This is a genomic window from Vibrio penaeicida (assembly GCF_019977755.1).
Taxonomy (GTDB): Bacteria; Pseudomonadota; Gammaproteobacteria; order Enterobacterales; family Vibrionaceae; genus Vibrio; species Vibrio penaeicida.
In genome coordinates, this window is record NZ_AP025145.1 from 2,213,436 (window position 1) to 2,238,225 (window position 24,790).

Genomic DNA, 24,790 nt, shown 5'->3' on the forward strand with positions numbered 1-24,790 from the left:
TGAGATAATGTCTCTGAACTTTATAATATCTCTGAATTTTATACGCTCAAAAAGTAACTGTAGTAGGCCGTATCTCGTTCATACCCTAAAGATTCATATAGCTTCTGCGCTGTGAGATTATCGTGTGCGGTTTCAAGTGCTAGCCCTTTGCCATTGGTACTGATTGCTAGCTCTTTTGCAGCGTTCATTAGAGCTTTACCTGCGCCTTGACCTCTCGCATCCCCTGTAACAAACAGATCATTTAAAATCCAAGAGCGCTGCGCAGAAACTGATGAAAAGGTCGGGTAAAGCTGCGTAAATCCGATACCTTCACCTTGTTCATTCAATGCAAGAAAGACGAAAGATTCGTTGTTTTCAAGCCTCTCTTGAATAAACGCCGTCGCGATACCGATATCACTTTCATGACCATAAAAGACTCGATATTGGTTAAATAGGTCCGCTACCATAGCGACATTTTCTGCATTTGCTTTAATTATATCCATATAAAAATCCGTTCTTTAATTAAGCCAATTATTCCGACATTGTCGTGTTCAGAGTGTATGAAAACAACTCGTTGATTACAAAAACTTTATTTATCTAACACTACAATCGTATTCGCTAATTTATCCCCTATTCTTTGTCTACCTTTACCCAATATAAAGAGAGCGTCGATAGTGCCAATTATGGGCGATAAAATATTGCGTAGAAATGCGCGCCACACAGTACAGCTTTTACCCGTAGATTTGTTGATGGTCGACATACCCAATACCAATTTTCCGATGCTTTTACCCCGTGGCAGGGCATCCGAGAATATAAAATAGGTGGCGGCAGCAGCGATAGAAGTCAGAACTTCAACATCGCTTCCAACTTGCAAATAGTCCGTTACGGCCATTACTGTGAGAAAAATCGCCCAAGAAATAGCACCGTCTATTATTTGCCCAACATATCGCCTACCGGGGCTCGCTAGAATACGCGTATCTTCCGTATCCTCTCCCCGCTTTCCCTGTCGAATTTGTTCTGGATTGGCATCCGCCATCTCTACAGCTTTTACATCACCGACTGTCGGTTCGATTTTCATTTAACCGTATCCATTTACTCTATTAAAAATAAAACGTGAACGAAAAAATCTAGCGGTTTCATTAGTGAAATGAAACGGCTGAGCGAAGGTTCTATTAGATGTGCCCCGCAATTTCGTTCAATACTTCAGTCAGTAATCTCGATACGTTTGTCTTTCCACGTCACTCAAGGAAATACAGAATGGAGTCTTTAGTCTTGTCTATGATTGTCTTCGCGTTTGCTGGCGCGGCGACACCTGGTCCGGTGAATATTATTGCTGCGGCATCTGGCGCTCAATACGGCTTACGCAAGGCTTCGGTTTATGTCGTTGGCGCATCTGTTTCTTACGCAATTGTTGTGCTGCTCAGTGGGCTAACGATTGGTTCACTTTTACTAACCCTACCTGCATTTACTTTCTACCTTAAATTGGTCGGGTCGGCTTTCTTGATCTATTTAGCGTATAAAATTGCTACCGCTTCCCCTGAACCGCTGAAGGCGACGAATATCGGGCAGCATGCGCCAGGGTTTGGCAAGGGTGCATTGACTCAAGTATTGAACCCTAAAGCATGGCTTTACGCCTCGTCTGGCGTGTCTTTGTTTGTTGCTGGCAGCAGTACCGAAGACTTGCATTTACCGCTATTCGTCACTATCTCTTTAGTAGTTTGCCTTTTTGGTGTCGGTATTTGGGCATGTTTTGGGCAAGCAATCGGTCAATGGCTCAATAGCGCTCAGCGTCAAAGAGCATTCAATTGGACAATGGGTTTGCTATTAACGGCAACGGTGATAGGGATGTGGTGGAGTTAAAACATGAAGCAAGATGATTCAGTATTTTTGACCCAATCTCAAAGCCTACCATTTGTCGAAATGCGCACAGCGTCTGATTCATTCGCATGCTATCAAGCTCACTCCCACGATGAGTTTTCTTTTGGTGTTATCGATGGTGAATGTGCAAGCTATCGCAACCTGAATCACACCCATCAGGTGCATCAAGGTCACACCGTGACGATTAACCCCGGAGACATGCATTCTTGCAACCCAGACAAAACGCAGTGGTCTTATAGAATGCTATTTGTCGATACCCAATGGATTGGCAAATTACAGCAAGAGTGGACCAAAAAAAGCGGTGTGGATTACCAACCTTTCTTCCATCAATACGAACAACGCTCAGATTTGTATTGGTTATTTCATCAACTCTATCAATCACTTTTATCAGAGAAAAACGCGTTGGTGACTGAATCGCTAATGGTGGAATATTTGGCAAGTATCTTTGAGCACCCTGTTAGCCAAAGCCTCAGTAAGCCCCTGAAAACGGAATCAAAATTGAATCGGGCAGCAGAGATGCTGTGCGATCAATTGGAAGTCAATGTCGCACTGGATAAGCTTGCAAGCGAAGTAGACATGAGTCGATACCAGTTGATTCGAGCATTCAATCGGCGGTATGGCGTTTCTCCTCATGCGTACCAATTAGACCAAAGGATAATCAAAGCAAAATCTCTACTTAAACGTGGGTTATCTTTAGCCGATACCGCCTCTGAAACTGGGTTTTCTGATCAGGCGCATTTTCAACGTCATTTCAAAAAACGCATGGCGATCACCCCTAAGCTTTATCAATCCTTTTTCATTACCTAGCTCGTATACCTTATTGGTCTCAGTTCAGCATTCCGTAACTTTCAAAAGCAAGTCACCGGAATGTTCAAGTAAATCGGTGGTATCGATTGAAGACGCACATAGCCACCGGTCTACTTCGTTAGGCGGGATGAGAAGCGGCATTCGATGGTGATAAAGTCCATAAGCTTTATCGGGTTTGGTCGTCAATGTAACAACATTATTCATGGACTCTAACCCAATCGCAGCCATATAAAGCGGCTCATCTTTTGGTGGTTCGAAAAGGTACTTTTGCTTTAAACCTTCATGTGATACCCATTCATACCAACCACTACAGGGCACTACCACGCGTGACGATTCATAAGCACTCCGGAATGTTGGCTTGGAAGCGACCGTTTCTGCTTGCGCATTAATGATGACTTTTTGGGCCCAATGGGGCTTGATACCCCAGCTAAGGTCGTATTGTTGTAAACCAAATGAGGCTGCGCCTACCACAGCAAGCGTATCCGTTGGCCTGACATCTGAGTTGGGTTGTGTCAAAAATCGAATACCAAGCTGCTCACAAACCTGCTGAGCAAATGGATCGTCCATAACATTAAGTCGGCCACACATCATAATTTCCACTGATTCCTACAGATTCAGTATAGCCTGCGGTTTTTACGTCATACCTATTTGTAAAAATAAAAAAAGCAGATCCGAAGATCTGCCAAACGAGTAGATTATTACGTGCTGTCATCGCGATAGGTACAAAGACTATCGCTCACTCAGCACTACATCATACGATGCATTGAAAAGTCTCAGTTAAGATGCTTGCTTGCCTACGATCATTTGATAATCGGCATCTAACCTGCGCTTTTCTTCTTCGGGTAGAACCGTCCAATGTTGGCCTGTTCTTGCCCCTTCAATTTCGTAAAGCAGCTTAGGCGACACATCCAAATCAAGCCCGAGCTTTACGATTTTGCTCACGATATCTGCAGTAGAGTCTTGTTGAAGTTCCGTCATAGAACCTATGCCAATTCTGCGGAACAACTTAAGATGCAGACGACGAACATTTGGCAACAACCGCAGAGGTTGGTTGGCTCGATGATCACGGTTAGCGGCTTCGATAGACAAATGAACCGCCTCGATAAATGTGACCTCATCAAGCTCAGAGAATAATGAAAAATAATGTGCGGCAATTTTAAAATCGCCCTTCATTTGTGGCTCTGGTTGGCATTCACCGCAACCCATTGCAACCAATTGGCCTTTGAGTTGGTCTCCTGCCCTTAGAAAAACATGTTCATCACGGGCCACCGCGAAAATGACATCGTTACAGAAAATCCCTGTGCCTCCAAACATTGCACGAGAGCTTACGCGTCCAAATCGCTGCGCGATGAGTATGGTTGAATCAACATTTACGTTCATACCCTTTCCCCCTTTTATTACATCCTTGGCGTTATGCCTCAGGAAACGCCAGCACCCTCATACTGGCTTCACAAATGTGTGATGTTTCCTTGCGTTTCAAGCCATTTATAGCTTGGATATCAGTGCCATCGTTTCAGATACGAACATGTGATGGTCACTGTCGACAATCAGTTTGACTGTCATGAGTAATGTAACGGTGATAAAGACTGGGCGAACCACTTTATCGCCGTTATGGATTACGATTTTGCTTCCGACGACTGAACCTAAAATCTGTCCAGCGCCCATTACAAGTCCCAGTGTGTAGTCCACGGAACCTAGCCCTATAAAAAACAGTAAAGAGACCAAGTTACCCATGAGGTTCAGCGGTTTTGTAGCGATGGTTGCTTGCTTGATCGTGACACCTAAAAGGATCACGAAAGCTACCATCCAGATCGAACCAGTACCTGGACCAAAAAAACCGTTATAGAACCCAATCGCTAATCCACAAATCAACATGAATCGACGATTGGAAATCTTGGCTTCAGCCGCTACGTTGTTTTTAATTCTTTTCGATAAAATCGAGTAAAATGTAATGCACACCATTAGAACTGGCAGAAGAAGTTGCAGTACTTCTTTTGAAAACAAACTCACCGAATAAGAGCCTAAAACTGCCCCTATTGCCGTGGTTAAAATGCCAAATCCAAATCCTTTGAGTTTTATCTCTTTATTTAGCCAATAGGTAATTAACGCTGTGGTTTCACCTATAACTGCCTGTAATCTGTTGGTTCCTAATACAACCAGTGGTGGTATACCTGCTAGCATCATACTTGGCACTGTTATTAGCCCACCACCACCAGCAATCGCATCCACGATGCCAGCAATCAATGCAGCGCAAAACAGCCAAATTAAAACACTTTCAGATACACTAAAAAGCGACAGCTCCATTTGTCAAAACTCCGTACAGGGCAAAAAAAAGCCGAGCCTTGTACCATTGACCAAGGCTCGGTAAAACATGGATTTAGGACGTTCTGCGATTCACAATTACACGGTGCATTACACGTAATGAACCATAGTAATCGTTTACCGCATGGTGTTGCACCGACCGGTTGTCCCACATAACAACCGTGCCATTTTCCCACTTAATGCGGGTGGTGAACTCGGGTCTTGCAACATATTCGTAGAGGTACTCTAGTATTGGGGTACTTTCTTCTACTGTCATGTTGGCAAATTTGTGTGTGTGCTCCTTATTAACGTATATAGAGGGATTGCCTGTATCTTCGTTAATCTTTGCTGCTGGGTGGATTGCTTCAAACGATGCGTTCGCTGTAGCAATCTCACTAAAATTGGTTAAATGTGGTGTCTTTTGTTTTGCTGACTGATGCTTATTCGAAATGTACACAGCATCATTGTTCAACAAGAACTCCTTCATCCCACTCGACAATCGGCTGAATGCCGTTTGGCTGTCAGAGAAAACGGTATCACCGCCCACTTCAGGCGTAGCTCGAGCAGTCAAAATGGTAAAATCGGGTGGGCTATCCAAATAAGTGGAATCCACATGCCACATCCCGCTAAAGTTTTCTTGCTGGTGAGGTTCTTTTCGTATTTCTACAATGTTTGGGTGCCCCTCAATACCACTTGAAAATGGGTACTTTTGTACTTCACCTAACTTGTCCGAAAATGCCATCAAATCTTCAGCTGAAATAAATTGATCTCTAAAAACCAATAATTTGTTTTCTAGCATTAGCTCTTTAACAAAGATAAGCCCGTCTTCGTCTAGCTCCGCTAATTTCAGCCCTTCAACTTCTAAGCCCATATGAGGTGCCAATCGCCTGACACGCGTTTCTATCTTAAATTGTGGTGTTGCAACCTTGTCCATGATCGTTAAGTCCGTCTTTTTGTTTAATTATGCGACGCCATTATTAGTATCAATTTTCAACATGTAGTTAAATTAATCATATCTAACTCCAATATTAAGGTTGAACTTAATGCTTACTTCACAGGACCTTGAATTTTTCGATACGATCGCCAACAGCCCTTCATTGGCTGCGGCTGCCAGAACGCTCAACGTTACCCCCCCAAGTATTTCGCAAAGGTTGCAGGCACTGGAAAAAAAATTAAATGTAAAATTAGTTGAAAGAAGCGTTCGTTCCACAACACTCACTGAAGAAGGGGAAAAGCTGGCCAAACGGGGGCGCAAGCTACTTGTAGACATTGAATCATTACAGAATGAAATACTCGCTGATAAACAAGTCATTGAGGGAGAATTGAGGGTATTATCCCCATTAGGATTTGGCATCGATTACATTGCTCCTCTTGTCACAGAGTTTCAAGAACGATACACAAATATTGATATCGACCTGACTCTTTCAGACATACCACGCTGGACAGACCGGCAACATCCGGATGTAATGGTTTACATTGGTGAACTTAAGAACTCTTCACTCAAATGCATACATCTTGCAGAAAATCGACGCCTTTTGCTTGCATCTCCTCAATACTTGAGAAATTCGCCACCTTTGCTCTGTCCGCAAGATTTGCACAAGCATCAATGTATCGCATTGCGAGAAAATGATGAAGATGTGACCATGTGGAAGTTTGAAGCCACCAGCAATCAGCCACTCACTGGGGTAAGAATCCACCCCAAATTATCCAGTAATGTAGGGCAAGTTATTAAAGATTGGGCAGTGGATGGGAAAGGAATCATCCAACGCTCAGAGTGGGATGTGACCAAAGAACTCAAATCCGGTGAGCTGGTTTCACTCTTACCAGACTTCCCTATTCCAAGAGCCGATGTGGTGGCGCTAGTGTCTGATGACAGGCAACAACGTCCATTGAAAGTAAACTTATTCTTAGACTTTATTAAAGCGCGTCTTTCAAACCGACCATGGTTTAACAAAGCATAGGTTTAACAAAGCATAGGTTCAGCAAAGCTTGAGGTTAATTCGCAGGAGAAAGAGCCACTCACATAAAAATTACTCTTGTAAACAATTACTCAAGTAAATAATCACTCAAGTAAGAAAACAATATTCCCCATCACCATGGTGAGCCAAATAGGGGCGTATGGGATATCTTCAGGAGACATTTTTGTAATGTCGTCTCCGAGTATGACTAAATCAGCGGATTTACCGACTTCCAATGTACCCGTTAAATGCTCTATCCCTAAGCTTATCGCTGGGTTTTGAGTGTACGCCTTTATCGCAGCGTCGATATCGGGAAGCCCCTGATTCCCCATCTTCAAGCTATTAGCAATACCTGCTAATGGGCTGATTGGATGGACATTCCAATCACTGCTTAAGCTTACATTCGCCCCTGAACGATATAGCTTGTTCAAAGGCATCAAATCGTGGATGCGTTTCTTTCCAATAAATGGCTTCGCCCAATCGTGGTCTTGCTGTGCAACGTAGTCAGACCCAACCTGCATGTCTGCTGTCACACCCAGCCTCGCAAATCTCGGTATGTCTTTTTTGCTTATCATCTCGACATGCGTCAGCGTGTAGTAAGCGGTTTTGGCTTGATTATCTAGGCTTTCAATAGCATCTAACGATGCTCGGACGGCTTTATCGCCAATCGCGTGGATGTGAGCGCCATAACCAATGCCATTTAACAAATGTAGCCACTCTTCCATCTCGCCTGGTGGAATGTAGTACAACCCATCTTTACTTTTAGGCATGTAAGAAAACAAATACGGTGCTAACGTTTTCGCCGTGCCATTAATCAATATTCCATCACTGTACATTTTCACCTGATCAATGCGTAACCATCCTTGATCATCGTTCCGATAAATACGCTCTAAGTATTTCAGTTGCTTAAGCATGTCATCTTGAGGATAAATCCACGGACGAAGAGATACTCTAGCAGTTAAAGCACCATTGATTTCAGCCTGCTGCCAAACTTCTAGCCAACCTCGCTTCCAATACATCCGGCCATCGCCAATGGTGGTAATACCATGCTGTGCGGTCTCGTTTAACCCATTTATAAGCCCTCTGTAACTGGCTTCAAAAAGATTATCGGAGCTGTTCCAAGCAAGCTCCATGATCACGTCTCCAGCGTTATCCAATAAAATACCGTTGAGCTTACCTGTGCGTTTGTCTTTCAGAATACGACCGCCAGCAGGATGAGGGGTTTTCGCAGTAAAATTGGCAGCAGCAAGAGCAGCAGAATTGACCCACATAGAGTGTGATGTTTGCTCCATGAGAACCACTGGCTTATCTGGAAACACACTATCAAGTACCTCTAACGGAGTGCGTTTGTTCGATTTATGCAAAATATGATCGAGTTGAAAACCGTACCCGATGATCCACTTTTGCTTCTCTCCATATTCTTTGCAATAGCGTAAATAGGGGATTTGTTCTTCAAGAAAAACGTCTGGATCCACATAACAATCGCCGCCCACTTCGGAAGCTGATTCAAAAACGTGGTTATGGTTATCAATAAACCCCGGTAAAACTAACGCACCGTTGGCGTTTATGATTTTGGTTTCAACGTCAATATAATCTTCTACACCGGCTTCACTTCCAAGATAGTCAATTTTTCCTTCTCGGATCGCCATCGCAGAGACACGAAAGCCTTTTCCTGTATAAATATTGGCGTTACGCACAACAGAATCCGCTTTTAAAACGGCAAATGAAGGAAAACAAATAAAAAGTAATGAACACCAAACAGTTAGACGTGCCATTCCACCACTCCAAGTGAGACCTGACTATATATAATAGGTCATTCTAAGATGGCTTCCGCTATGAGAAATAACTAAACGAGATAAGAATCAAATGTAAGATTATTTTTTTTAAAGCTCAAAATAAAATCAATGCGGGGATTTTATGAGCTACTGATCATATAAATTTACTTTTGTAGAATTTTATTTTGTATTCCTCACAATTGTTGTGATTATATTGGGCCCAACAAATTGCTCATATGGAATAAAAATCACATGCCTCAAACCCTTTCAAAATCAGCTCAAGAAGTTCTAGTAGGTGAAAATGAACAGCTTGTTTCTACAACCGACTTAAAGGGCGTTATCACGTATTGTAACCCTGCCTTTTGTAGAGTCGCTGGTTTTGAAGAGAGCGAGCTTTTAGGACAGAACCATAACCTTGTTCGCCACACCGACATGCCAAAAGCGGCGTTTGCTGATATGTGGTCGCACCTAAAGAAGGGTAACGCTTGGCGAGGGATTGTGAAAAATCGAACCAAGAATGGGGGGTTCTACTGGGTAGATGCGTACGTAACCCCTATTTACGAACAAGGCAGAATCGCAGGTTATCAATCGGTCCGAGTGAAACCAAAATCAAAATGGGTTGATGTAGCTTCAAAAGCCTACCAAAAGCTTCTAGAAGCAGAAAAGAACGGACGCAGCTTTGCTTTTGGTTTGCCTACAGCATTCAAATATTCCGCACTTGCTGCAGCATGTGCCGTCCCTATCATTGCGAATATGATGGAAAGTGGCGTGTCGTGGCAACTTATGATGAGCGCATTACCTGCTGCTGTGCTTGCGGTTTTCTTCCGCCAAGAACTCATTGATACCCCTGCGTTTTTGAAAAAGCTGCAATCAGAATACGACAGTGTCAGCCGATTGGTTTATTCTGGTAACCACATTGCGTCTTCTGCAGATTTCCATATCAAGTTGCTACAAGCACGTATTCGCACTGTGTTGGGAAGAATGACCGATTCCGCTGCGCCTCTTCACCAGTTATCCGATGATTTAAGCAATACTGCAATCCGAGCCATGGGTGCCATTCGACAACAAAACACCGACATTCACCACGTTGCCAGCGCGGTGAACGATATGGCTTCTTCGGCTAATCAAGTATTTGAGCATGCATCCCAAACTCAAGTGCTGATCAACGATACTCAATCGCAATGCGACCAAACCCGAGCCAAAATTGATGCGACTGAAAATCAGTTGAATCAACTTGCTGCTAATGCAGAAAAAGCTACGCAAACCACTTATCAATTGAGCGAACAAGCACAAAAAGTTGGCTCAGTGATGTCTGAGATCAGTGGCATTGCCGAACAAACGAACTTGTTGGCACTGAATGCTGCGATAGAAGCGGCGCGAGCAGGAGAACAAGGCCGTGGATTTGCCGTTGTTGCCGACGAAGTTCGTGCGCTTTCATCACGTACCCAAAATGCAACCGAGACTATTCAGGCAAGCTTGGGGCAAATGTTGTCGACCATTTCGACATGGCAAAAAGAAATTGAACGCAGCCGAGACCAGACTGGCGACTGTGTTGTGATTGCTCAGGAGGGCGCGCAAAGCCTACAGCAAATTGAGCAAATGATGACTGAAATTCACGGTTTGATTGACCAAGTATCTAACTCGGCCAACCAACAAACTCAACTGTCTAGTCAAGTCAGCGATCGCGTACATTCAATTGCTCAAACATCTGAGAAAAATTTAGCAGAGACGGATCTGGTTGAGCAAAACAGCCAAGTATTGAAACAAGGTGTCGATAGGCTGTTCCAATTGGCGAAACAGTTCGAGCAGAAATAAAGGCGCTTTCGTTCTATCTCTAACAGGGCACTTTCGCTGACTCAGTAAAGAAAGGGGAGAGCCATTAAATAAATGCCTCTCCCCTTTTAATTTCATTGGCTAAGTTAGATCTTAGGGCTGTTTAGATTTGATCCATACTTCGTCATTTTTTATCTGAACTTGCCACGTTCTTAAACTCTGTTCCGGCATTTCTAAACACGCGCCAGTCTCTAAGCTAAAATGCTGTTTGTACATAGGAGAGGCGACGCACAACTCCTCCCCCTGATTTCCAACAATTCCTCGACTCATTACGTAAGCCCTTGCTATTGGGTCCCAATTCCCGACAGCAAACACGCGGGGCGAATTATCCGGTTTACTTGAACCCACAAACGCTTCGTCCGGCACCAAAAATAGCGCGACCTGATGATCGTCAAACACACTCCCAACGCCTTGATAGGGCGAAAGCTGGTTGATATCGCAAATCTTCTTCCACATCATTTCACCTCTGAATTTTGAATCGGAATTGTACTGGGTATACGTTGCCCTCGAACTCTCTGGTAAGGCAGCGGAACGCTATCACCTTCGTGATTTATGAATGGACGGAATCGGGCACGTTTTTTATCCGACATCACAGCGGTTTTCCATTCACATTGATACGAATCCACCACATGTTGCATCTGCGCTTCTAATTGAGCATTGATTCCCAATGAATCCCCTATCACGACACTTTGCAGGTACTCCACCCCTCCATCAAGATTGTCCATCCATACTGAGGTTCGTTGAAGCTTATCTGCCGTTTGAACGTAGAACATCAGCACACGGTCAATCAAGGTAATCAGCTCGTCTTTCGACAAATCAGAAGCCAGCAAGTCCGCATGGCGAGGACGCATTCCCCCGTTGCCGCAAACATACAAATTCCAACCATTTTCTGTGGCAATCACGCCGATATCTTTGCTCTGCGCTTCCGCACATTCCCGTGTACATCCGGACACCGCCATTTTTAGCTTGTGGGGCGAACGCAAACCTTTGTAGCGATTTTCAAGCTCAATGGCGAAGCCAACGGAATCATCGACGCCATATCGACACCATGTTGAACCAACGCACGATTTCACTGTTCGCAGCGACTTGCCATAGGCATGCCCTGTCTCAAAGCCCGCTTCGATGAGTTGTTCCCATATTTCAGGCAACTGCTCCATCTTGGCACCAAACAAGTCAACGCGTTGCCCACCAGTAATTTTGGTGTAGAGATCGTATTGCTTTGCAACCTGCCCTAAACGGATAAGCTTTTCTGGTGTTATCTCTCCGCCGGGAACGCGAGGCACAACGGAGTAAGAACCGTCTTTTTGCAGGTTAGCCATAAAGGCATCGTTCGAATCTTGCAGCGCTTGGTGTTGTGGCTCCAAAATGTGTTCATTCCATAGAGATGCAAAAATCGACGCCGCTGTCGGCTTACATAGGTCGCACCCAACACCATTACCGTATCGGGTGAGTAAAGTTTCAAAATCGTGGATCGCCTCAACCTGACAGATATGGAACAACTCCTGTCTTGAATACACAAAGTGCTCGCAGATATGGTTGTTTACCTCCATGCCCATCGCAGCCAATTCTGCATCCAACACGGTTTTCACCATGTTGCTGCACCCGCCACAGCCTGTGCCTGCTTTGGTTTCAGATTTCAAGGTATTGAGATCGTGTGCACCAGCTTGAATGGCAACCACCAAATCGCTTTTAGTGACATTATGACAAGAGCAGATAAGCGTGTTATCGCCGATTTCCCCCGATAGGGGTGAAGCATCTAACAGCAACTCCGCTGGATATTCAGGTAGCGGTGACTGATTCAGGTAACACTGAAGCAAAGCATCATAATCAGTATTGTCCCCTACCAATATCGCGCCCAACAATTGCGCCCCAGATGCATCGGTAATCAGCTTCTTGTAAATACCGGTATTAGCATCTTGAAGAATGAGTTCTTGAGCGCCTTCTGTCGTCATCTGCGCATCGCCAATCGAGGCAACATCCACCCCAAGCAGTTTGAGCTTAGTGCTCATATCCGCGCCAGTGAACGTGCTGTCTCCACCCGATAATTGCTCGGCCACCGTCCTTGCCATTTGGTAACCAGGAGCCACCAGCCCGAAGATTTTTTGTTGCCATAAAGCGCATTCCCCAATGGCGTAGACGTTCGGATCGCTCGTAATACAGTGGTCATCAATCACAATGCCACCTCGCTCTCCTACGGCAATCCCAGCCTGCCTTGCTAACGCGTCTTGAGGTCGAATCCCAGCAGAAAAAACGATAACATCGACTTCCAACGGGTCTTTATCTTTCAAATTCATGCGATGAAATGCGCTTTCTCCATCGATAATTTCTTCTGTAGCAGTGCCTGTATGCACCAGTAAACCGAGCGACTCTATTTTGCTTTTCAGCATATTGCCAGCCCCACCATCAAGCTGAACAGGCATCAATCTCGGTGCAAACTCAATCACGTGGGTATCCAACCCAAGTAGCCTTAACGCGTTGGCCGCTTCTAGACCAAGCAACCCACCACCGATCACTGCGCCGGATTTCGCCCCTTTACAGGCTGCTTGAATCTCAGAAAGGTCGTCCAGCGTTCGATAGACAAAACAGTTTTTACGCTCATACCCAGGAATGGGAGGGACAAACGGATAAGATCCCGTTGCAAGAACCAATTTGTCGTACTGAAGAATAACGTTGTCATCGATCACCACTTGCTGATTTTCAGTTTTAATAGACGTAACCTGACGACCAAGAATTAGCTCTACCCCATATTTTTTATACCAGTCCTCACTTCCAAGCTTTAAGTCTTCGTGAGACTTACCAGAAAAGAGAGCAGACAACTGTACTCTGTCGTACGCGATGCAAGTCTCCTCCCCAATCACTGTAATTTGATAGTGTAAGTGAGCGTGTTTTTCTACCAGTGAAGCCACCAATTGATGCCCCACCATTCCGTTCCCAACAATGACCAAACGTTCCATATTGCTCACCTTCCTTATGCGCTTTTGGGAGCTTCTAACGGCTCCTCTTGTTTTTGGGTTGCCAGTACGGTTTGTGGCGGCTTGGCTTGTTTTTCGTACAGAAAACGTAAAACCGATTGGCGATATTTTTGATACTGGACGTTATCCGCCAGCTGGACGCGATTTCGCGGTCTGTCCAGATTTACATCGAGTACTTCACCAATCGTGGCTGCTGGTCCGTTGGTCATCATGACAATTCGATCCGACAACAAAACAGCTTCGTCTACATCGTGCGTTATCATGATCACGGTGGTATCGAGCTCCGCATGAATCGCCATCAGTGCATCTTGCAAGTGGGCTCTGGTTAACGCATCTAATGCGCCAAAGGGTTCATCCATCAGTAGCACTTTTGGCTGCAAAGCAAGTGCTCGCGCAATGCCGACTCGCTGTTTCATGCCACCTGAAATTTCATCGGGCTTTTTGTCACTGGCGTGAGTCATTTGCACTAATTCAAGGTAATGCTGAACCTGATCCCGCACCCATGATTTGTTTTTCTTTATCCCTGTATGGGTTGTGGCTAGATTCTTGGCGGCTAAGTTCTTGGTGGCTAACTGTTTTACCGCCAGTTCCACATTTTGGTAAACCGACAGCCAAGGCAGCAACGAGTGGTTTTGAAACACGACAGCGCGCTCTGGTCCCGGTCCATCGACTTCTCGTCCTTGCAATATCACGCCGCCATCGGTTGGGTCGTGCAACCCAGCAACAAGGTTAAGTACCGTTGACTTTCCGCAGCCAGAGTGACCAATCAGTGAAATGAATTCGCCCTCTTGAATGCGTAAATCCACTTTTTTCAGAGCAACAAATTCGCCTTTGGGAGTGGGGAATCGCATACCTAACTGAGTCAGGTTTAAAAATGTATTTGGCATAATGCTCTCCTAACGCAGTATTTGCTGCTTGTCCCAAGACACTGACTTTTGTAGCACCAGCATTCCTCTATCGAGCAACAGCCCGATGAACCCAATCGTGATCACAGCAACCATGATCCGTCCTAGTGAGGCTGAGCTGCCGTTCTGAAATTCATCCCATACGAACTTTCCTAGCCCCGGGTTTTGCGCCAACATTTCTGCGGCAATCAGCACCATCCACGCAACGCCTAACGAAAGGCGCAAGCCAGTAAAAATCATGGGAATGGCTGAAGGAAGAACAATCGTCCAGATGTGTTTCCACCACGATAGGCGTAACACTCGGCTTACGTTCACCAGATCTTTATCGACGCTCGTTACACCTACAGCTGTGTTGATTAGCGTCGGCCACAAACTGCACAGCGCTACGGTAAGCAAAGAGTTCACAAAGGATTTTGCGACTAAAGGATCGGAGCTAACGTATGTGGCACTCACCACCATGGTGACAATGGGTAACCATGCCAACGGTGAAACTGGCTTAAGTAACTGGATAACTGGGTTGAATGCTTGGTACAAATTGTGATTTAACCCCAATACGATACCCGCAGGAATGGCGATAAATGAGGCGAGAAGAAAGCCACACGCGACGGTGATCAAGCTGGTCGCTATCTGGTCGAAAAAGGTTGGCTTACCGGTATAAGGGCGAATTTTCACTTTGGCATCTGGATCTTTCTCCAGTTTGGCTGCATTGCGCTTTTCTTGACGCTCAACAAACGCCACTTCTTTCTCTCTTTCTGCCCAGTGGTCGGAAACCAAATGACCAAACTGCTGCGCTGTTTGAACGGGTCCCGGCAATGTGCCGAGTGAGGTTTGTACCTGGCGAGCTGACAAATGCCAAAGCATCAAGAATAACAATATCCCAAGCAAAGGAAGCAACAATGCTCTGCTGTGATTGGCGACTTGCGTTTTATTTGGGAATAACGAAAACACGTTGTTTTCCGATATTTTATTCTTAGGCAAGGGTTTCTTAGATAACTGACTGTCCATATTAGATTTCCTCTGCGCCTTTCAGCCCGATATTGAACTTCTTCAAATAAGCATTTGGCTTTTTACCGTCGTACACGATGTTGTCGATAAAATGCGTTTGTGGCTGGCGGTAACCATCTTGTGAACTGAATTCTGGGAAATCTGATTTGCTCACACTCCATCTTTGATGAGGGATTCTGCAGCCTGTTGGTAAATGTCGGGGCGATACACTTGTTTCGCGATATTGGCGTACCAATCGTCAGGCTTTTCTTCAGGAATTTGCCCCCAGCGACGCATTTGCGTGAGGTACCAAATAGCGTCGCTGTAATAGGGGTAGGTCGCGTTATAGCGGAAAAACACGTTGAAGTCTGGTACTGAACGTTTGTCGCCTTTTTCATACTCAAACGTGCCTGTCATACTGTTGGCGATCACATCCGCATCTGCGCCAACGTATTGGCTTTTAGCCAGTATCTTCACCGCTTCTTCACGGTTGGCGTTGTTGTTCTCGTCTAACCAATGGGCCGCTCGAATTAATGCCTTAACTACGCGAATGTGTGTATTCGGGTACTTTTCAGCCCAAGCTTTAGAGACACCAAACACTTTTTCAGGATTGTTTTTCCATATCTCGTAATCGGTGACCACAGGAACGCCTATTCCCTTGATAACCGCTTGCTGATTCCACGGTTCGCCGACGCAGTATCCCATTATGGTTCCCGCTTCCATCGTGGCGGGCATTTGCGGTGGAGGGGTGACACTCAGCAGTACATCAGCGTCTAACTGACCACTGTTGTCTCCTGTTTTCGGTGCGTAATACCCCGGGTGAATCCCCCCAGCCGCTAGCCAGTAGCGTAATTCGTAATTATGGGTAGAAACCGGAAACACCATCCCCATGTTGAATGGCTTCCCTTTGTCGAGGTAACTTTCTACAACAGGTTTTAACGCATCGGCTTTGATTGGGTGGACAGGTTTCCCATCCGCCTGTTTGTTTACGTGGGGCTTCATCTGCTGCCATATATCGTTAGAAACCGTGATGGCGTTGCCATTCAAATCCATACTAAACGCGGTGATCACCTCTGCTTTTGTACCTATGCCAATGGTGGCCCCCAGCGGCTGCCCCGACAGCATGTGCGCACCATCCAATTCACCATCAATCACTCTATCGAGTAACACTTTCCAGTTGGCTTGCGCTTCCAGCGTTACGTACAGCCCCTCGTCCTCAAAAAAACCTTTTTCGTACGCCACCGCAAGAGGCGCCATGTCGGTCAGCTTAATAAAGCCAAACTTCAAGTCCTCTAACTCAGGTTCCCCAACCTGTGCAAAAGCAGAATGCGCACTTAATGAGAGAGCACCGAATGAAAGTGTTAAACCCACTGTTTTTAGTAACCAAGATCTTATTCTGTTTTTCCGACAACCCATTCGAACGCTCCTGTTCAAAATTCCAATAATAAAAACTTAAAAAAAAAGCGCGGCTGCACCTAGAGTGCAGTCGCGCCATTGCTTAGCTATTGACCACCGCCGTTGATGGTCTATTGGAGCATTGCTCCGCTTATAGTTTTTATTATTTCAAGTTGCGTGCCAAATGAAAATTTTAATTAAAATCATTAATTTAAATTATAATCACATTGTTAACTTAGCTCTTTTGCCGCTTTGTAGTGCATCCCTGCACCAGATCGAGTGTTATTCAAACCCACGTAATCTATGGAGTCTGAGTTAACCAATCGCATCAAACGTTAGCATTAGGTTCTTAGCCACAAGGCCGATTGGCTGGCTGGATTTCATCGCGCTAGTTCGAAGTGCTTTATAGGCTTCTTCTTCATCTATGCAGTGCATTTTCATCAAAGAGCCTTTGGCTTTTTCGATCCACTTTCGATCATCGAGCTTTTGATGTAGCGATGCGATTTCTTGTTCCACTTTATCCATATTTTCACGTAATCGCGCAGCGTGTTGGAGCCACATGGCTAAATCATGATCGGAACGATAAGGAAGGATGACATATTGGTTTGCGAAAGGCAGGTGAGCAATGTTATCGACCTGAAGTGTTTCTACAAGGATGACTAATGCACACTTTTTGGCGGCAGCATATTCAATGAGGCACTTCAATTCAGTGGTTGGGGCAGCCCATGAAACCACCAACGCCTGACGATTGAAATTGAGTTCTGGTTCTATGCCCGAATCTGCTTCGTTCAGCATCGCGTCTATATGTGCCAACTGGCAACGCACAACCTTCATTTGCTGCGTGGCCAGTTGTTCACAAATTCGCTTTTGGTGTTCTAAGTTATCGCTGAGTACGAAAACCGTATGATCCTTCATAACATGTCCTTTTTATCGCATTCCGACTTCTGTTATGAAGTGGGATGGGTTAGGAGACTAAGGCTGTCTTAGCTAGATATTGGCCCCAATATTCGTTTGCCAATTTTTGTGCCTTTTCTTTGTCTCCATGAATCGCAAACAGCGCTGACACTAGCGTCGCGACAACGCTGTGCGACATCAATTCAATTTCGGCAGGTGCCGTTCCGAGCACACAATTTTCCGCGACTTTGACGCTCTGAGAAGCGCTTTCTTCCCAATAGACGGGCTCGACTTTTCCGTGGTCGCACACCCAAACGGTTTGGCTCACTTTTGGGTTGAATTCGGTTTCACCCGATGTCCCTTTAAACGACAGTACACGACCAGATTCAGCGCAGACTTTTTGTTCTACTTTGGCGTGCAGCTCCTGAAAACCTGGGTGAAAGCTGCCTCTTAGCCCATAAGGTAATTGACCCGGGTTAAGCGCTCGCACTACCGTATTGATTGGTGTTCTTACGCCATATCGCGCGTTCCAACTTAGTAACGTTACTATTTTGGGCTGAAAAGCCTCTAATGGCAGGTATGCGATGCCCTCGGATTGAATGACTTTTTCTGCGTGCTCCAAACTCTCTGCTTTAACAATGCCGACCGCTTCTAGAGACTGCTCGGCATGATTTTTTGTTAAGTGTCTTTGCGCATGACCGTGCAATAGAATCTTGTGACCGTTATCCGCCAAAATTTTAGCCGCGACCAAATGCCAAGCTCTGTCGGTCGTTTTGTTCTCGTGAACGCGCTTTCCGGCATACAAAGGCCAATCCAAATCCGCTTTGATAGGTTCAAAGCCTTCATGAAATGCACGGACAAATCCTGCTATTTCTTCCGGCGTTTCGTTGTTCACCCGCATTAATACCAATGCCATCGCCAGTTGGTCGTCGGCAACTTGCCCATCAAACCATCCTCTCAACAAATCAAACGATTCTTGTTCAGTGAGCGGTCTTCTTCCACGCTCACCTTTCCCGAGAGCCTTAATACACTGAATAGCGATAGACATTTACTGCTTCCTTTTACTGCACCTTTTGACGAAGTGGTCACTATACAGAAAACTCCACGCTCTGTGATATCAAAGCTGAAATACTTGCTCTTATATTCACCACTTCGCCCAAGATCATCAGTGCAGGGCTAATGCCCTTTAATTTCTTGGCAGCATCATTTAGTTGGTTCAGTGTTAGGGTATGAATGTTTTCGTCATCGCTGCATCCGTTGGTCACAATGGCGACAGGCGTTTCTCCCTTTAATCCATTTTTAATCAGCCCTTGCTGGATCTCGTTTGCTTTTTCTAAGCCCATGTAAAAAACCAGCGTTTGCCCGCTATTCACCAAACCACTCCAAGCAGGTAAAGCGCCCGTCACCACGTTCCCTGTAACTAGCGTGACGCTGCGCGAAACTTCTCGATGAGTCAGAGGAATCAGTGAACTGGCAGCACAGCCGATCGCAGCAGTAATGCCAGGTATCACTTCAAACGGGATCTGATATTTCGCTAATTCCAATGCTTCTTCACCACCCCGACCAAATATAAAAGGGTCGCCCCCCTTTAGCCTTACGACCTGTTTGCCTTCCTTGGCTAACCGGACAAGTAATGCGTTTATCGCTTCTTGCTTCATACTTGGATGACCGCAGCGTTTACCAACATAAATGGTTTCCACATGTGGGCTGGCGAGCGTTAAAATGTCTTGGTTGATCAAGCGATCATACACCAACACTTGGGCATCTTGAATGGCTTTAAATGCTTTGATGGTTAGCAATTCGGGGTCACTCGGACCACACCCCACCAATTTAACTGTTCCCCCACCCTTTCCGTTTGTCTGATGCGTTGTGGGTGCGCGCGCATCTAAGCTAACTTTCTTAAACAGCAGAGGTCTGAATGAAGTCGATCTACAATCCGTTTGCATTACTTTTGTCATTCCAGAATATCCCCTACTTCATAAAAATTACGTTTTGTTCCAAAGCGTTACTGAGCTCGGGAATGCATGACCCGCAGTTGGTTCCGCACTTAAGTACGGCCTGCAATTGGTGTAATGATTGAATGTTGTGTTGCTCAATCGCTTGCTGAATTTGACTGTCTGACACCCTAAAACAGCTGCAAACCAAGGTGCCTCGCTCACGACCAGACAACCCTTGAGATAAGTTTCGAATATCAAGTGGCTTTCCTAACATCTCTGCAATTTCATTGGCATTCACAGGCATAGGTTTGTGGCTGATCACCGTTATCGCGTCTGTCACAAAGCATTTTTCTAACGGTTCAAACCGTCCTGCGATTACGCACCAGCCTTGTGGTATGTCTAGAATCAGACATCCAGAAAGCGCCTGCATTAATGATGGTTTGGAATAAGAAGTTGAAGTGCAATAACGCCAAACAACACTGGAATCGAGCGTTTGCATTGATGAATAAATAGGATGACTCTGCACAATGACATTCGGTTTGTTGTGATCACCACGGCGCTGAACATGAGTGATGTAACTGCCCACTTTTGCGGGCATCAGAGATACGGGTTGGGATTTGAATGCGGGCTGCCCAGAAAGAGGATCGACCACCGATTCGAGTACTCGATTTATTTGGCTTGCTGACTCATCATGGCCACTGTAGCAACCGGCCCAGTGCATGCTCATAAACACTTGCTTGGCATTCAGCCCTTTATCCCATTTTGCTTTGGCGTAAACAATAGAACCTTCGGCAAGAGTTGGATGCTGAATTTTAACCAGTTCACCTTCACTAACGCCTAGCATTTCACCGCTCAGTGAGTTGAGATACAAGGTAGGTTCTGGATCGAGTTCTGAAAGGTGCTCGATGTGCCCTGTTCGCGTCATCGTATGCCATTGGTCTCGGTGTCGCCCCGTATTCAGCCACCATGTTGGATCGGCTTTATCCGATTCGTTGGGCTTGGTCACCAAGAAGTTGGCTCTGCCAGAAGCCGTGCTAAACCGACCATTACGATAAGGGGCGGCGTCTTCATTTAAAGGCCATCGAGCTGGCGTCCAGTGTTGATACTCATCATCTGAGATGTCTGCCAATTCTGATATATCGAGCAGAAGCGGCGAATCGTGATTTATGGATGTCATTCGCGCGTATTCTCGAAATACATCGGCTTCAGACTCGAAATCAAACCCGCTTTCTATGCCCATTTTTTCGCACAATGCCCGACCTACCGCGCTGATGGTTTCCCAATCGGTTTTGGCTTCACCCGGCGGTGCCATAAAACGGCGCTGACGCGACATGCATCGCTCGGAGTTTGTCACCATGCCTTGTTTTTCGCCCCATCCAGCCGCGGGAAGCAATACATCAGCGTATTGAGCAGTGTCGCTGTCTGGCGTAATGTCGGAGACGATCACCATGCCACACTGAGCGAGTGCACGGCGCACTTTGTCGGCATTCGGCATGGAAACCACTGGGTTGGTAGCCATAACCCAAATGACTTTTACCTCCCCTTTTTCCACCGCGTCGAATAAATCCACGGCTTTCAAACCCGGTTTGGTTGCTATGTTTGGCGCCCCCCAAAACTGAGCCACTTTTTCAATCGAATTCTCATCAAAGCCTCGATGCACGGCTAGCATATTCGCTAGACCACCCACTTCTCTCCCGCCCATGGCGTTGGGTTGCCCAGTTATTGAAAAAGACCCGCTGCCCACTTTACCTATTTTTCCGGTAAGTAAGTGGGCGTTGATAATGCTATTGGCCTTATCGACGCCTTCACTAGACTGATTGATTCCTTGGCAAAATACGGTAATTGCGGTGGGAGACAGTGCGAACCATTGGTAGAAAGTACGTAATGGTCCTACATCCAGCCCTAACGTTTGCGCAACGTTGCGAAGCTCATATTCAGGCGTGGTAACAAGTTGAGACAGCGATTCAAAACCATTGGTGTGGTGCTCAATAAAGCGCTCGTCCATATGCCCGTTTTCAATACAAAAACGAATCAAGCCGTTATAAAGCAAGATGTCGCCATCGTTTTCTAATGCCAAGTGTAAATCGGCTTGCTCCGCAGTGACGGTTTTACGAGGGTCTAGCACCACTAAACGTAAATGCGGGTTTTGTTCTCGTGCTTGCTGGATCTGACGAAAAATCACAGGATGAGTCCATGCGGTATTCGCCCCGGTTATGACAATCAGATCGGTTTTAAGTAGGTCGTCGTAGTTAACGGGTACGACATCTTCACCAAACGCACGAATGTGTGCAGCCACCGCCGACGACATACACAACCGTGAGTTGGTATCAATATTGGCGCTCCCGACATACCCCTTCATCAATTTATTGGCGACGTAGTAATCTTCGGTGAGTATTTGCCCTGAGACATACATGGCTACGGAGTCCGGTCCGTGCTTTTCTATTGTGTCTTTCAGCTTGTCTGAAATGGTATCTATCGCCCGCTGCCAAGTCACCGTCTCGCCCTTAATTCGGGGATAAAGTAACCGCGATGGCATATTCAAACTTTCTTTCAGAGCGGCGCCTTTTACGCATAACGCACCTTTGTTGGCTGGGTGCTTTTCATCACCTTTGATTTGATCTTCAGCAACGCTTACACCGCACCCAACCCCACAGTAAGGGCAGGTAGATTGTATTTCACATTTCGACATGCAGACTTCCCTTGGCAGATTATGCTCCGTAACCTTGTTAACCTCGCCTATCGAGGTTGCTTGGATACAAAAAAAGGCACCCAACCAGCGAAAGCTGGAAAGGCACCATTGCCTTTGACATTGTTTTGAATTTTGAACCCAAGACACTCATATCACATCGCTTCCGTACGCTTATATGAGGTAAAAAGACAAGAGCAAAGAATGAGCCAAAAGATAATCTACATATAATTCAATACATTAATAAAACCACCTTACACCGAGTTGCACTACTTCTGAGCAATTCCACCCAATATAGTGCGGATGCCTTCACCCCGAATGCGATTCACATTCCGATTCATTAGATGACGCAAAACATAGCGAAACAGGACGCGTTTTACTCCTTTCAGGTTACTCCCTTTTTCGGCATAAAAAGCATCAGGGTGAGTGTAAACACCAAAGTCATCGACAATACCTTCTCGCTGAATATAGGTGTTCCCACCATTCCAATCATTTTCCGGATTTTGTAAGCATGAAGTCGCAATTCCATAACCACGAAAGGCATCACATTGGTCTGAGAATCGTTGCTGTACCCGAGAAAGGTAATCACTGTCGATGATATAACCTTCAACCTCCCGCCATTGATCCCCATACCAAATTTCAACCCAGCTATGGATAATTCTTTTTGGCGCCGCCACAAACAAGTAAGCCGGAATCGCCCCTTTTTGAAGTTGGTTGTCGATAGTAAACCCATGAAAACGAGTGTGAACCCCCACCGCGCGGAGCAGTGCTATCAACAAAGTGCCTTTAGTATTGCATTGCCCATACCCATCTTTCAGAACTTGGCTTGCTGGGATCGTATCGTCGAAGTTATAGCCGAAGAGAATGTCGTCACGGACGAAGTTGTATATGGCTTTTATAGCGCGAAAAGGAGGTAGCGCACGCCAACCCTTTCGCTCAATTAGGGATTGGATGGAAGGGTGCTCAAAATCCACCATAGGGCTAGATACAAGATATTGGTTGAAATCGTTATTCATATTACCTCCTGCGATTTAGAGGTCTCAGATTACGAAAACAGCCAGAAAAGAAATTGAATAAACTGGCTATAAAAACTGGTTATATGAACGACCTAATGCTGCTCAAAGAGCTTTATGGCTTCGCGAATGGTTAGCCCAAAGTGTTGTTTAAACGTTCGGCTCAGATGAGCACTGTCGGCAAATCCTGACATATAGGCAGACTCGGTCGCACTCTTCCCTGAATTCAACATACCAATGGCACAAAGCAGACGACGCCAAAGTAAGTAAGGTCGCCATGCGATCCCCATATTTTCTTTAAACAAATGTAGGAATCGGCTCTCGGATAAAGCGACATCTTCGGCAACATCACTCGCTCCCCAATGATCTGGCTTTACGCACACTTGCCCAAAACACTGGTTCAGCCGTTCCAATAAACCCTGTATTCGGCTGTCGAGCTGAACATATTCCGTTTCCATTGGAAAGCGATGCCTACTGAGATGAGGCGATTGTTTTTCGATCCTCTCTGACACAAAATCAAACTGTTGATTTATATCGACATCACACGACAACGCCTTCACAGATATGCAAGTGTCTCCATTGAGTCGTTCCAGAAAGACTTCCCCCAATGTCGACTCAGGTTCAACCAGCCAAACCCACCCAGACTCCATATCGAGTTGGTGCATAACATTAGGGGCTAATAGTGAAGCACCACTGAACGTAGCACCTTCGATAGCCAGCTCCGCACTTCCATCGGGGATAGTAAGCTGAATCGCATGGTGGCGGTGGCTACCCGCTTCTAACATTTGGCTATAGCAGGCAAATAAGCCCGGTTGAAGCCGAAAATTAGCTGGCATTCGACGTAATCATTAACTTGATGCCGAAGTAACCAAACAGCGAACCTGCTGCGCGTTTTGTCCAGCGGATAATGGTTTCGCTTTGCTGTACTTTTTTGCTGACTTTTGCTGAGCTCCAAGAAAGGAACAGCAACCAGAACATGCCGTTAACGTTAAATACAACACCAAGTATCAAAAAGGCTAGTGCTTTGCTGTCACTTTCCGCAGAAATAAACTGAGGAACAAAAGCGAGGAAAAACAGCGCCACCTTAGGGTTAAGAACGTTGGTAAGAAAGCCTTGTAGAAAAATATTCTTTAAAGGGGCTTTATTCAGTTTTGCTGGTGCGTCTGAGTTGGAATTAGAAGGCTTAGAAAACAGCAGCATTGCCGCCATATAAAGAAGATATAAACCACCTATAATTTTGACGACCGTAAACGCCATAGCCGAGGTGGCTAAAACAGCGGATAGACCAAATGCCGCTGCAAAAATGTGAAACAAAGTACCCGCGCCAATACCTGCCCCAGCCACAACTCCTGCCTTCATTCCTTGTGTGGCACTTCTCCCCATCACATACAAAGAGTCGGGGCCAGGAATCAAATTAAGCGCAATTCCTGAAACAACAAACAGCCAAAAGTTTTCAATACCGAACATTCAAAT

At 45.6% G+C, this 24,790-nt stretch carries 22 protein-coding genes and 1 pseudogene; 4 read left to right on the forward strand and 19 right to left on the reverse strand.

Annotation, left to right across the window (positions count from 1 at the left end; all coding sequences use genetic code 11):
* Positions 1 to 38: 38 nt before the first annotated feature.
* Positions 39 to 482 carry a GNAT family N-acetyltransferase gene (locus LDO37_RS28130; protein WP_224055687.1) on the reverse strand — a complete coding sequence of 148 codons (444 nt, stop codon included), beginning with the start codon at positions 480 to 482 and terminating at the stop codon, positions 39 to 41.
* A gap of 86 nt (positions 483 to 568) precedes the next feature.
* Positions 569 to 1,057, reverse strand: a complete 489-nt coding sequence (locus LDO37_RS28135) for an RDD family protein (RefSeq protein ID WP_224055688.1) — start codon at positions 1,055 to 1,057, stop codon at positions 569 to 571.
* Between the two features lie 179 nt (positions 1,058 to 1,236).
* Here LDO37_RS28135 and LDO37_RS28140 point away from each other — a divergent pair, with 179 nt between their 5' ends.
* The gene (locus LDO37_RS28140) at positions 1,237 to 1,839 is read left to right on the forward strand and encodes a LysE family translocator (RefSeq protein ID WP_224055689.1); all 603 of its coding nucleotides are present in this window, start codon (positions 1,237 to 1,239) and stop codon (positions 1,837 to 1,839) included.
* 3 nt (positions 1,840 to 1,842) lie between these two features.
* Entirely contained in the window at positions 1,843 to 2,664 is an 822-nt protein-coding gene (locus tag LDO37_RS28145; RefSeq protein ID WP_224055690.1) for a helix-turn-helix domain-containing protein, read from the forward strand.
* A gap of 24 nt (positions 2,665 to 2,688) precedes the next feature.
* Here LDO37_RS28145 and LDO37_RS28150 read toward each other — a convergent pair whose 3' ends face one another.
* The 4 genes from LDO37_RS28150 to LDO37_RS28165 form a co-directional block, all read right to left on the reverse strand.
* Positions 2,689 to 3,255 (reverse strand): SOS response-associated peptidase, encoded by a 567-nt coding sequence (locus LDO37_RS28150; RefSeq protein ID WP_224056075.1) that lies wholly within the window; start codon positions 3,253 to 3,255, stop codon positions 2,689 to 2,691.
* Positions 3,256 to 3,441: 186 nt separating this feature from the next.
* Entirely contained in the window at positions 3,442 to 4,044 is a 603-nt protein-coding gene (locus LDO37_RS28155) for a TfoX/Sxy family protein (protein WP_224055693.1), read from the reverse strand.
* A gap of 105 nt (positions 4,045 to 4,149) precedes the next feature.
* Positions 4,150 to 4,968, reverse strand: a complete 819-nt coding sequence (locus tag LDO37_RS28160) for a TSUP family transporter (protein WP_101111765.1) — start codon at positions 4,966 to 4,968, stop codon at positions 4,150 to 4,152.
* Between the two features lie 73 nt (positions 4,969 to 5,041).
* Entirely contained in the window at positions 5,042 to 5,899 is an 858-nt protein-coding gene (locus LDO37_RS28165) for a TauD/TfdA dioxygenase family protein (protein ID WP_224055694.1), read from the reverse strand.
* Between the two features lie 109 nt (positions 5,900 to 6,008).
* Here LDO37_RS28165 and LDO37_RS28170 point away from each other — a divergent pair, with 109 nt between their 5' ends.
* Complete coding sequence (locus LDO37_RS28170; RefSeq protein WP_101111767.1) at positions 6,009 to 6,926, forward strand: LysR family transcriptional regulator; 918 nt, start codon at positions 6,009 to 6,011, stop codon at positions 6,924 to 6,926.
* A gap of 101 nt (positions 6,927 to 7,027) precedes the next feature.
* On the opposite strand, the gene LDO37_RS28175 is transcribed toward LDO37_RS28170, so the two are convergent.
* The gene (locus LDO37_RS28175) at positions 7,028 to 8,698 is read right to left on the reverse strand and encodes an amidohydrolase (RefSeq protein ID WP_224055695.1); all 1,671 of its coding nucleotides are present in this window, start codon (positions 8,696 to 8,698) and stop codon (positions 7,028 to 7,030) included.
* Between the two features lie 252 nt (positions 8,699 to 8,950).
* On the opposite strand from LDO37_RS28175, the gene LDO37_RS28180 reads away from it, so the two are divergent.
* Positions 8,951 to 10,513, forward strand: a complete 1,563-nt coding sequence (locus LDO37_RS28180) for a methyl-accepting chemotaxis protein (RefSeq protein WP_224055696.1) — start codon at positions 8,951 to 8,953, stop codon at positions 10,511 to 10,513.
* A 111-nt stretch (positions 10,514 to 10,624) separates the two neighbouring features.
* Here LDO37_RS28180 and nirD read toward each other — a convergent pair whose 3' ends face one another.
* The 12 genes and pseudogenes from nirD to LDO37_RS28240 all read right to left on the reverse strand — a co-directional run bounded on the left by nirD (position 10,625) and on the right by LDO37_RS28240 (position 24,784).
* Complete coding sequence (gene nirD / locus LDO37_RS28185; RefSeq protein ID WP_317982783.1) at positions 10,625 to 10,990, reverse strand: nitrite reductase small subunit NirD; 366 nt, start codon at positions 10,988 to 10,990, stop codon at positions 10,625 to 10,627.
* Positions 10,987 to 13,485 (reverse strand): nitrite reductase large subunit NirB, encoded by a 2,499-nt coding sequence (nirB, locus tag LDO37_RS28190; RefSeq protein ID WP_224055697.1) that lies wholly within the window; start codon positions 13,483 to 13,485, stop codon positions 10,987 to 10,989. The genes nirD and nirB overlap by 4 nt, the downstream gene beginning before the upstream one ends.
* A 14-nt stretch (positions 13,486 to 13,499) precedes the next feature.
* Positions 13,500 to 14,390, reverse strand: a complete 891-nt coding sequence (locus LDO37_RS28195) for an ABC transporter ATP-binding protein (protein ID WP_224055698.1) — start codon at positions 14,388 to 14,390, stop codon at positions 13,500 to 13,502.
* A 9-nt stretch (positions 14,391 to 14,399) separates the two neighbouring features.
* Positions 14,400 to 15,413 carry an ABC transporter permease gene (locus LDO37_RS28200; protein WP_224055699.1) on the reverse strand — a complete coding sequence of 338 codons (1,014 nt, stop codon included), beginning with the start codon at positions 15,411 to 15,413 and terminating at the stop codon, positions 14,400 to 14,402.
* Position 15,414: 1 nt separating this feature from the next.
* Positions 15,415 to 16,808 (reverse strand): annotated as a pseudogene (locus LDO37_RS28205) (CmpA/NrtA family ABC transporter substrate-binding protein).
* A 294-nt stretch (positions 16,809 to 17,102) separates the two neighbouring features.
* On the reverse strand, positions 17,103 to 17,702 hold the full coding sequence (locus tag LDO37_RS28210; RefSeq protein ID WP_224055700.1) for an ANTAR domain-containing response regulator: 600 nt from the start codon (positions 17,700 to 17,702) through the stop codon (positions 17,103 to 17,105).
* Between the two features lie 49 nt (positions 17,703 to 17,751).
* Positions 17,752 to 18,729: a glycosyl transferase family protein gene (locus LDO37_RS28215; protein ID WP_224055701.1), complete on the reverse strand. Its 978-nt coding sequence runs from the start codon at positions 18,727 to 18,729 to the stop codon at positions 17,752 to 17,754.
* 40 nt (positions 18,730 to 18,769) lie between these two features.
* Complete coding sequence (gene cobA / locus LDO37_RS28220) at positions 18,770 to 19,639, reverse strand: uroporphyrinogen-III C-methyltransferase (RefSeq protein ID WP_224055702.1); 870 nt, start codon at positions 19,637 to 19,639, stop codon at positions 18,770 to 18,772.
* A gap of 13 nt (positions 19,640 to 19,652) precedes the next feature.
* Entirely contained in the window at positions 19,653 to 22,307 is a 2,655-nt protein-coding gene (locus tag LDO37_RS28225; RefSeq protein ID WP_224055703.1) for a nitrate reductase, read from the reverse strand.
* 266 nt (positions 22,308 to 22,573) lie between these two features.
* The gene (locus tag LDO37_RS28230; RefSeq protein WP_224055704.1) at positions 22,574 to 23,320 is read right to left on the reverse strand and encodes a transglutaminase-like domain-containing protein; all 747 of its coding nucleotides are present in this window, start codon (positions 23,318 to 23,320) and stop codon (positions 22,574 to 22,576) included.
* Positions 23,321 to 23,412: 92 nt separating this feature from the next.
* Positions 23,413 to 24,153: a helix-turn-helix domain-containing protein gene (locus tag LDO37_RS28235; RefSeq protein WP_224055705.1), complete on the reverse strand. Its 741-nt coding sequence runs from the start codon at positions 24,151 to 24,153 to the stop codon at positions 23,413 to 23,415.
* The gene (locus LDO37_RS28240; protein WP_224055706.1) at positions 24,143 to 24,784 is read right to left on the reverse strand and encodes a LysE family translocator; all 642 of its coding nucleotides are present in this window, start codon (positions 24,782 to 24,784) and stop codon (positions 24,143 to 24,145) included. Before LDO37_RS28240 ends, LDO37_RS28235 begins: the two co-directional genes overlap by 11 nt.
* Positions 24,785 to 24,790: the final 6 nt, after the last annotated feature.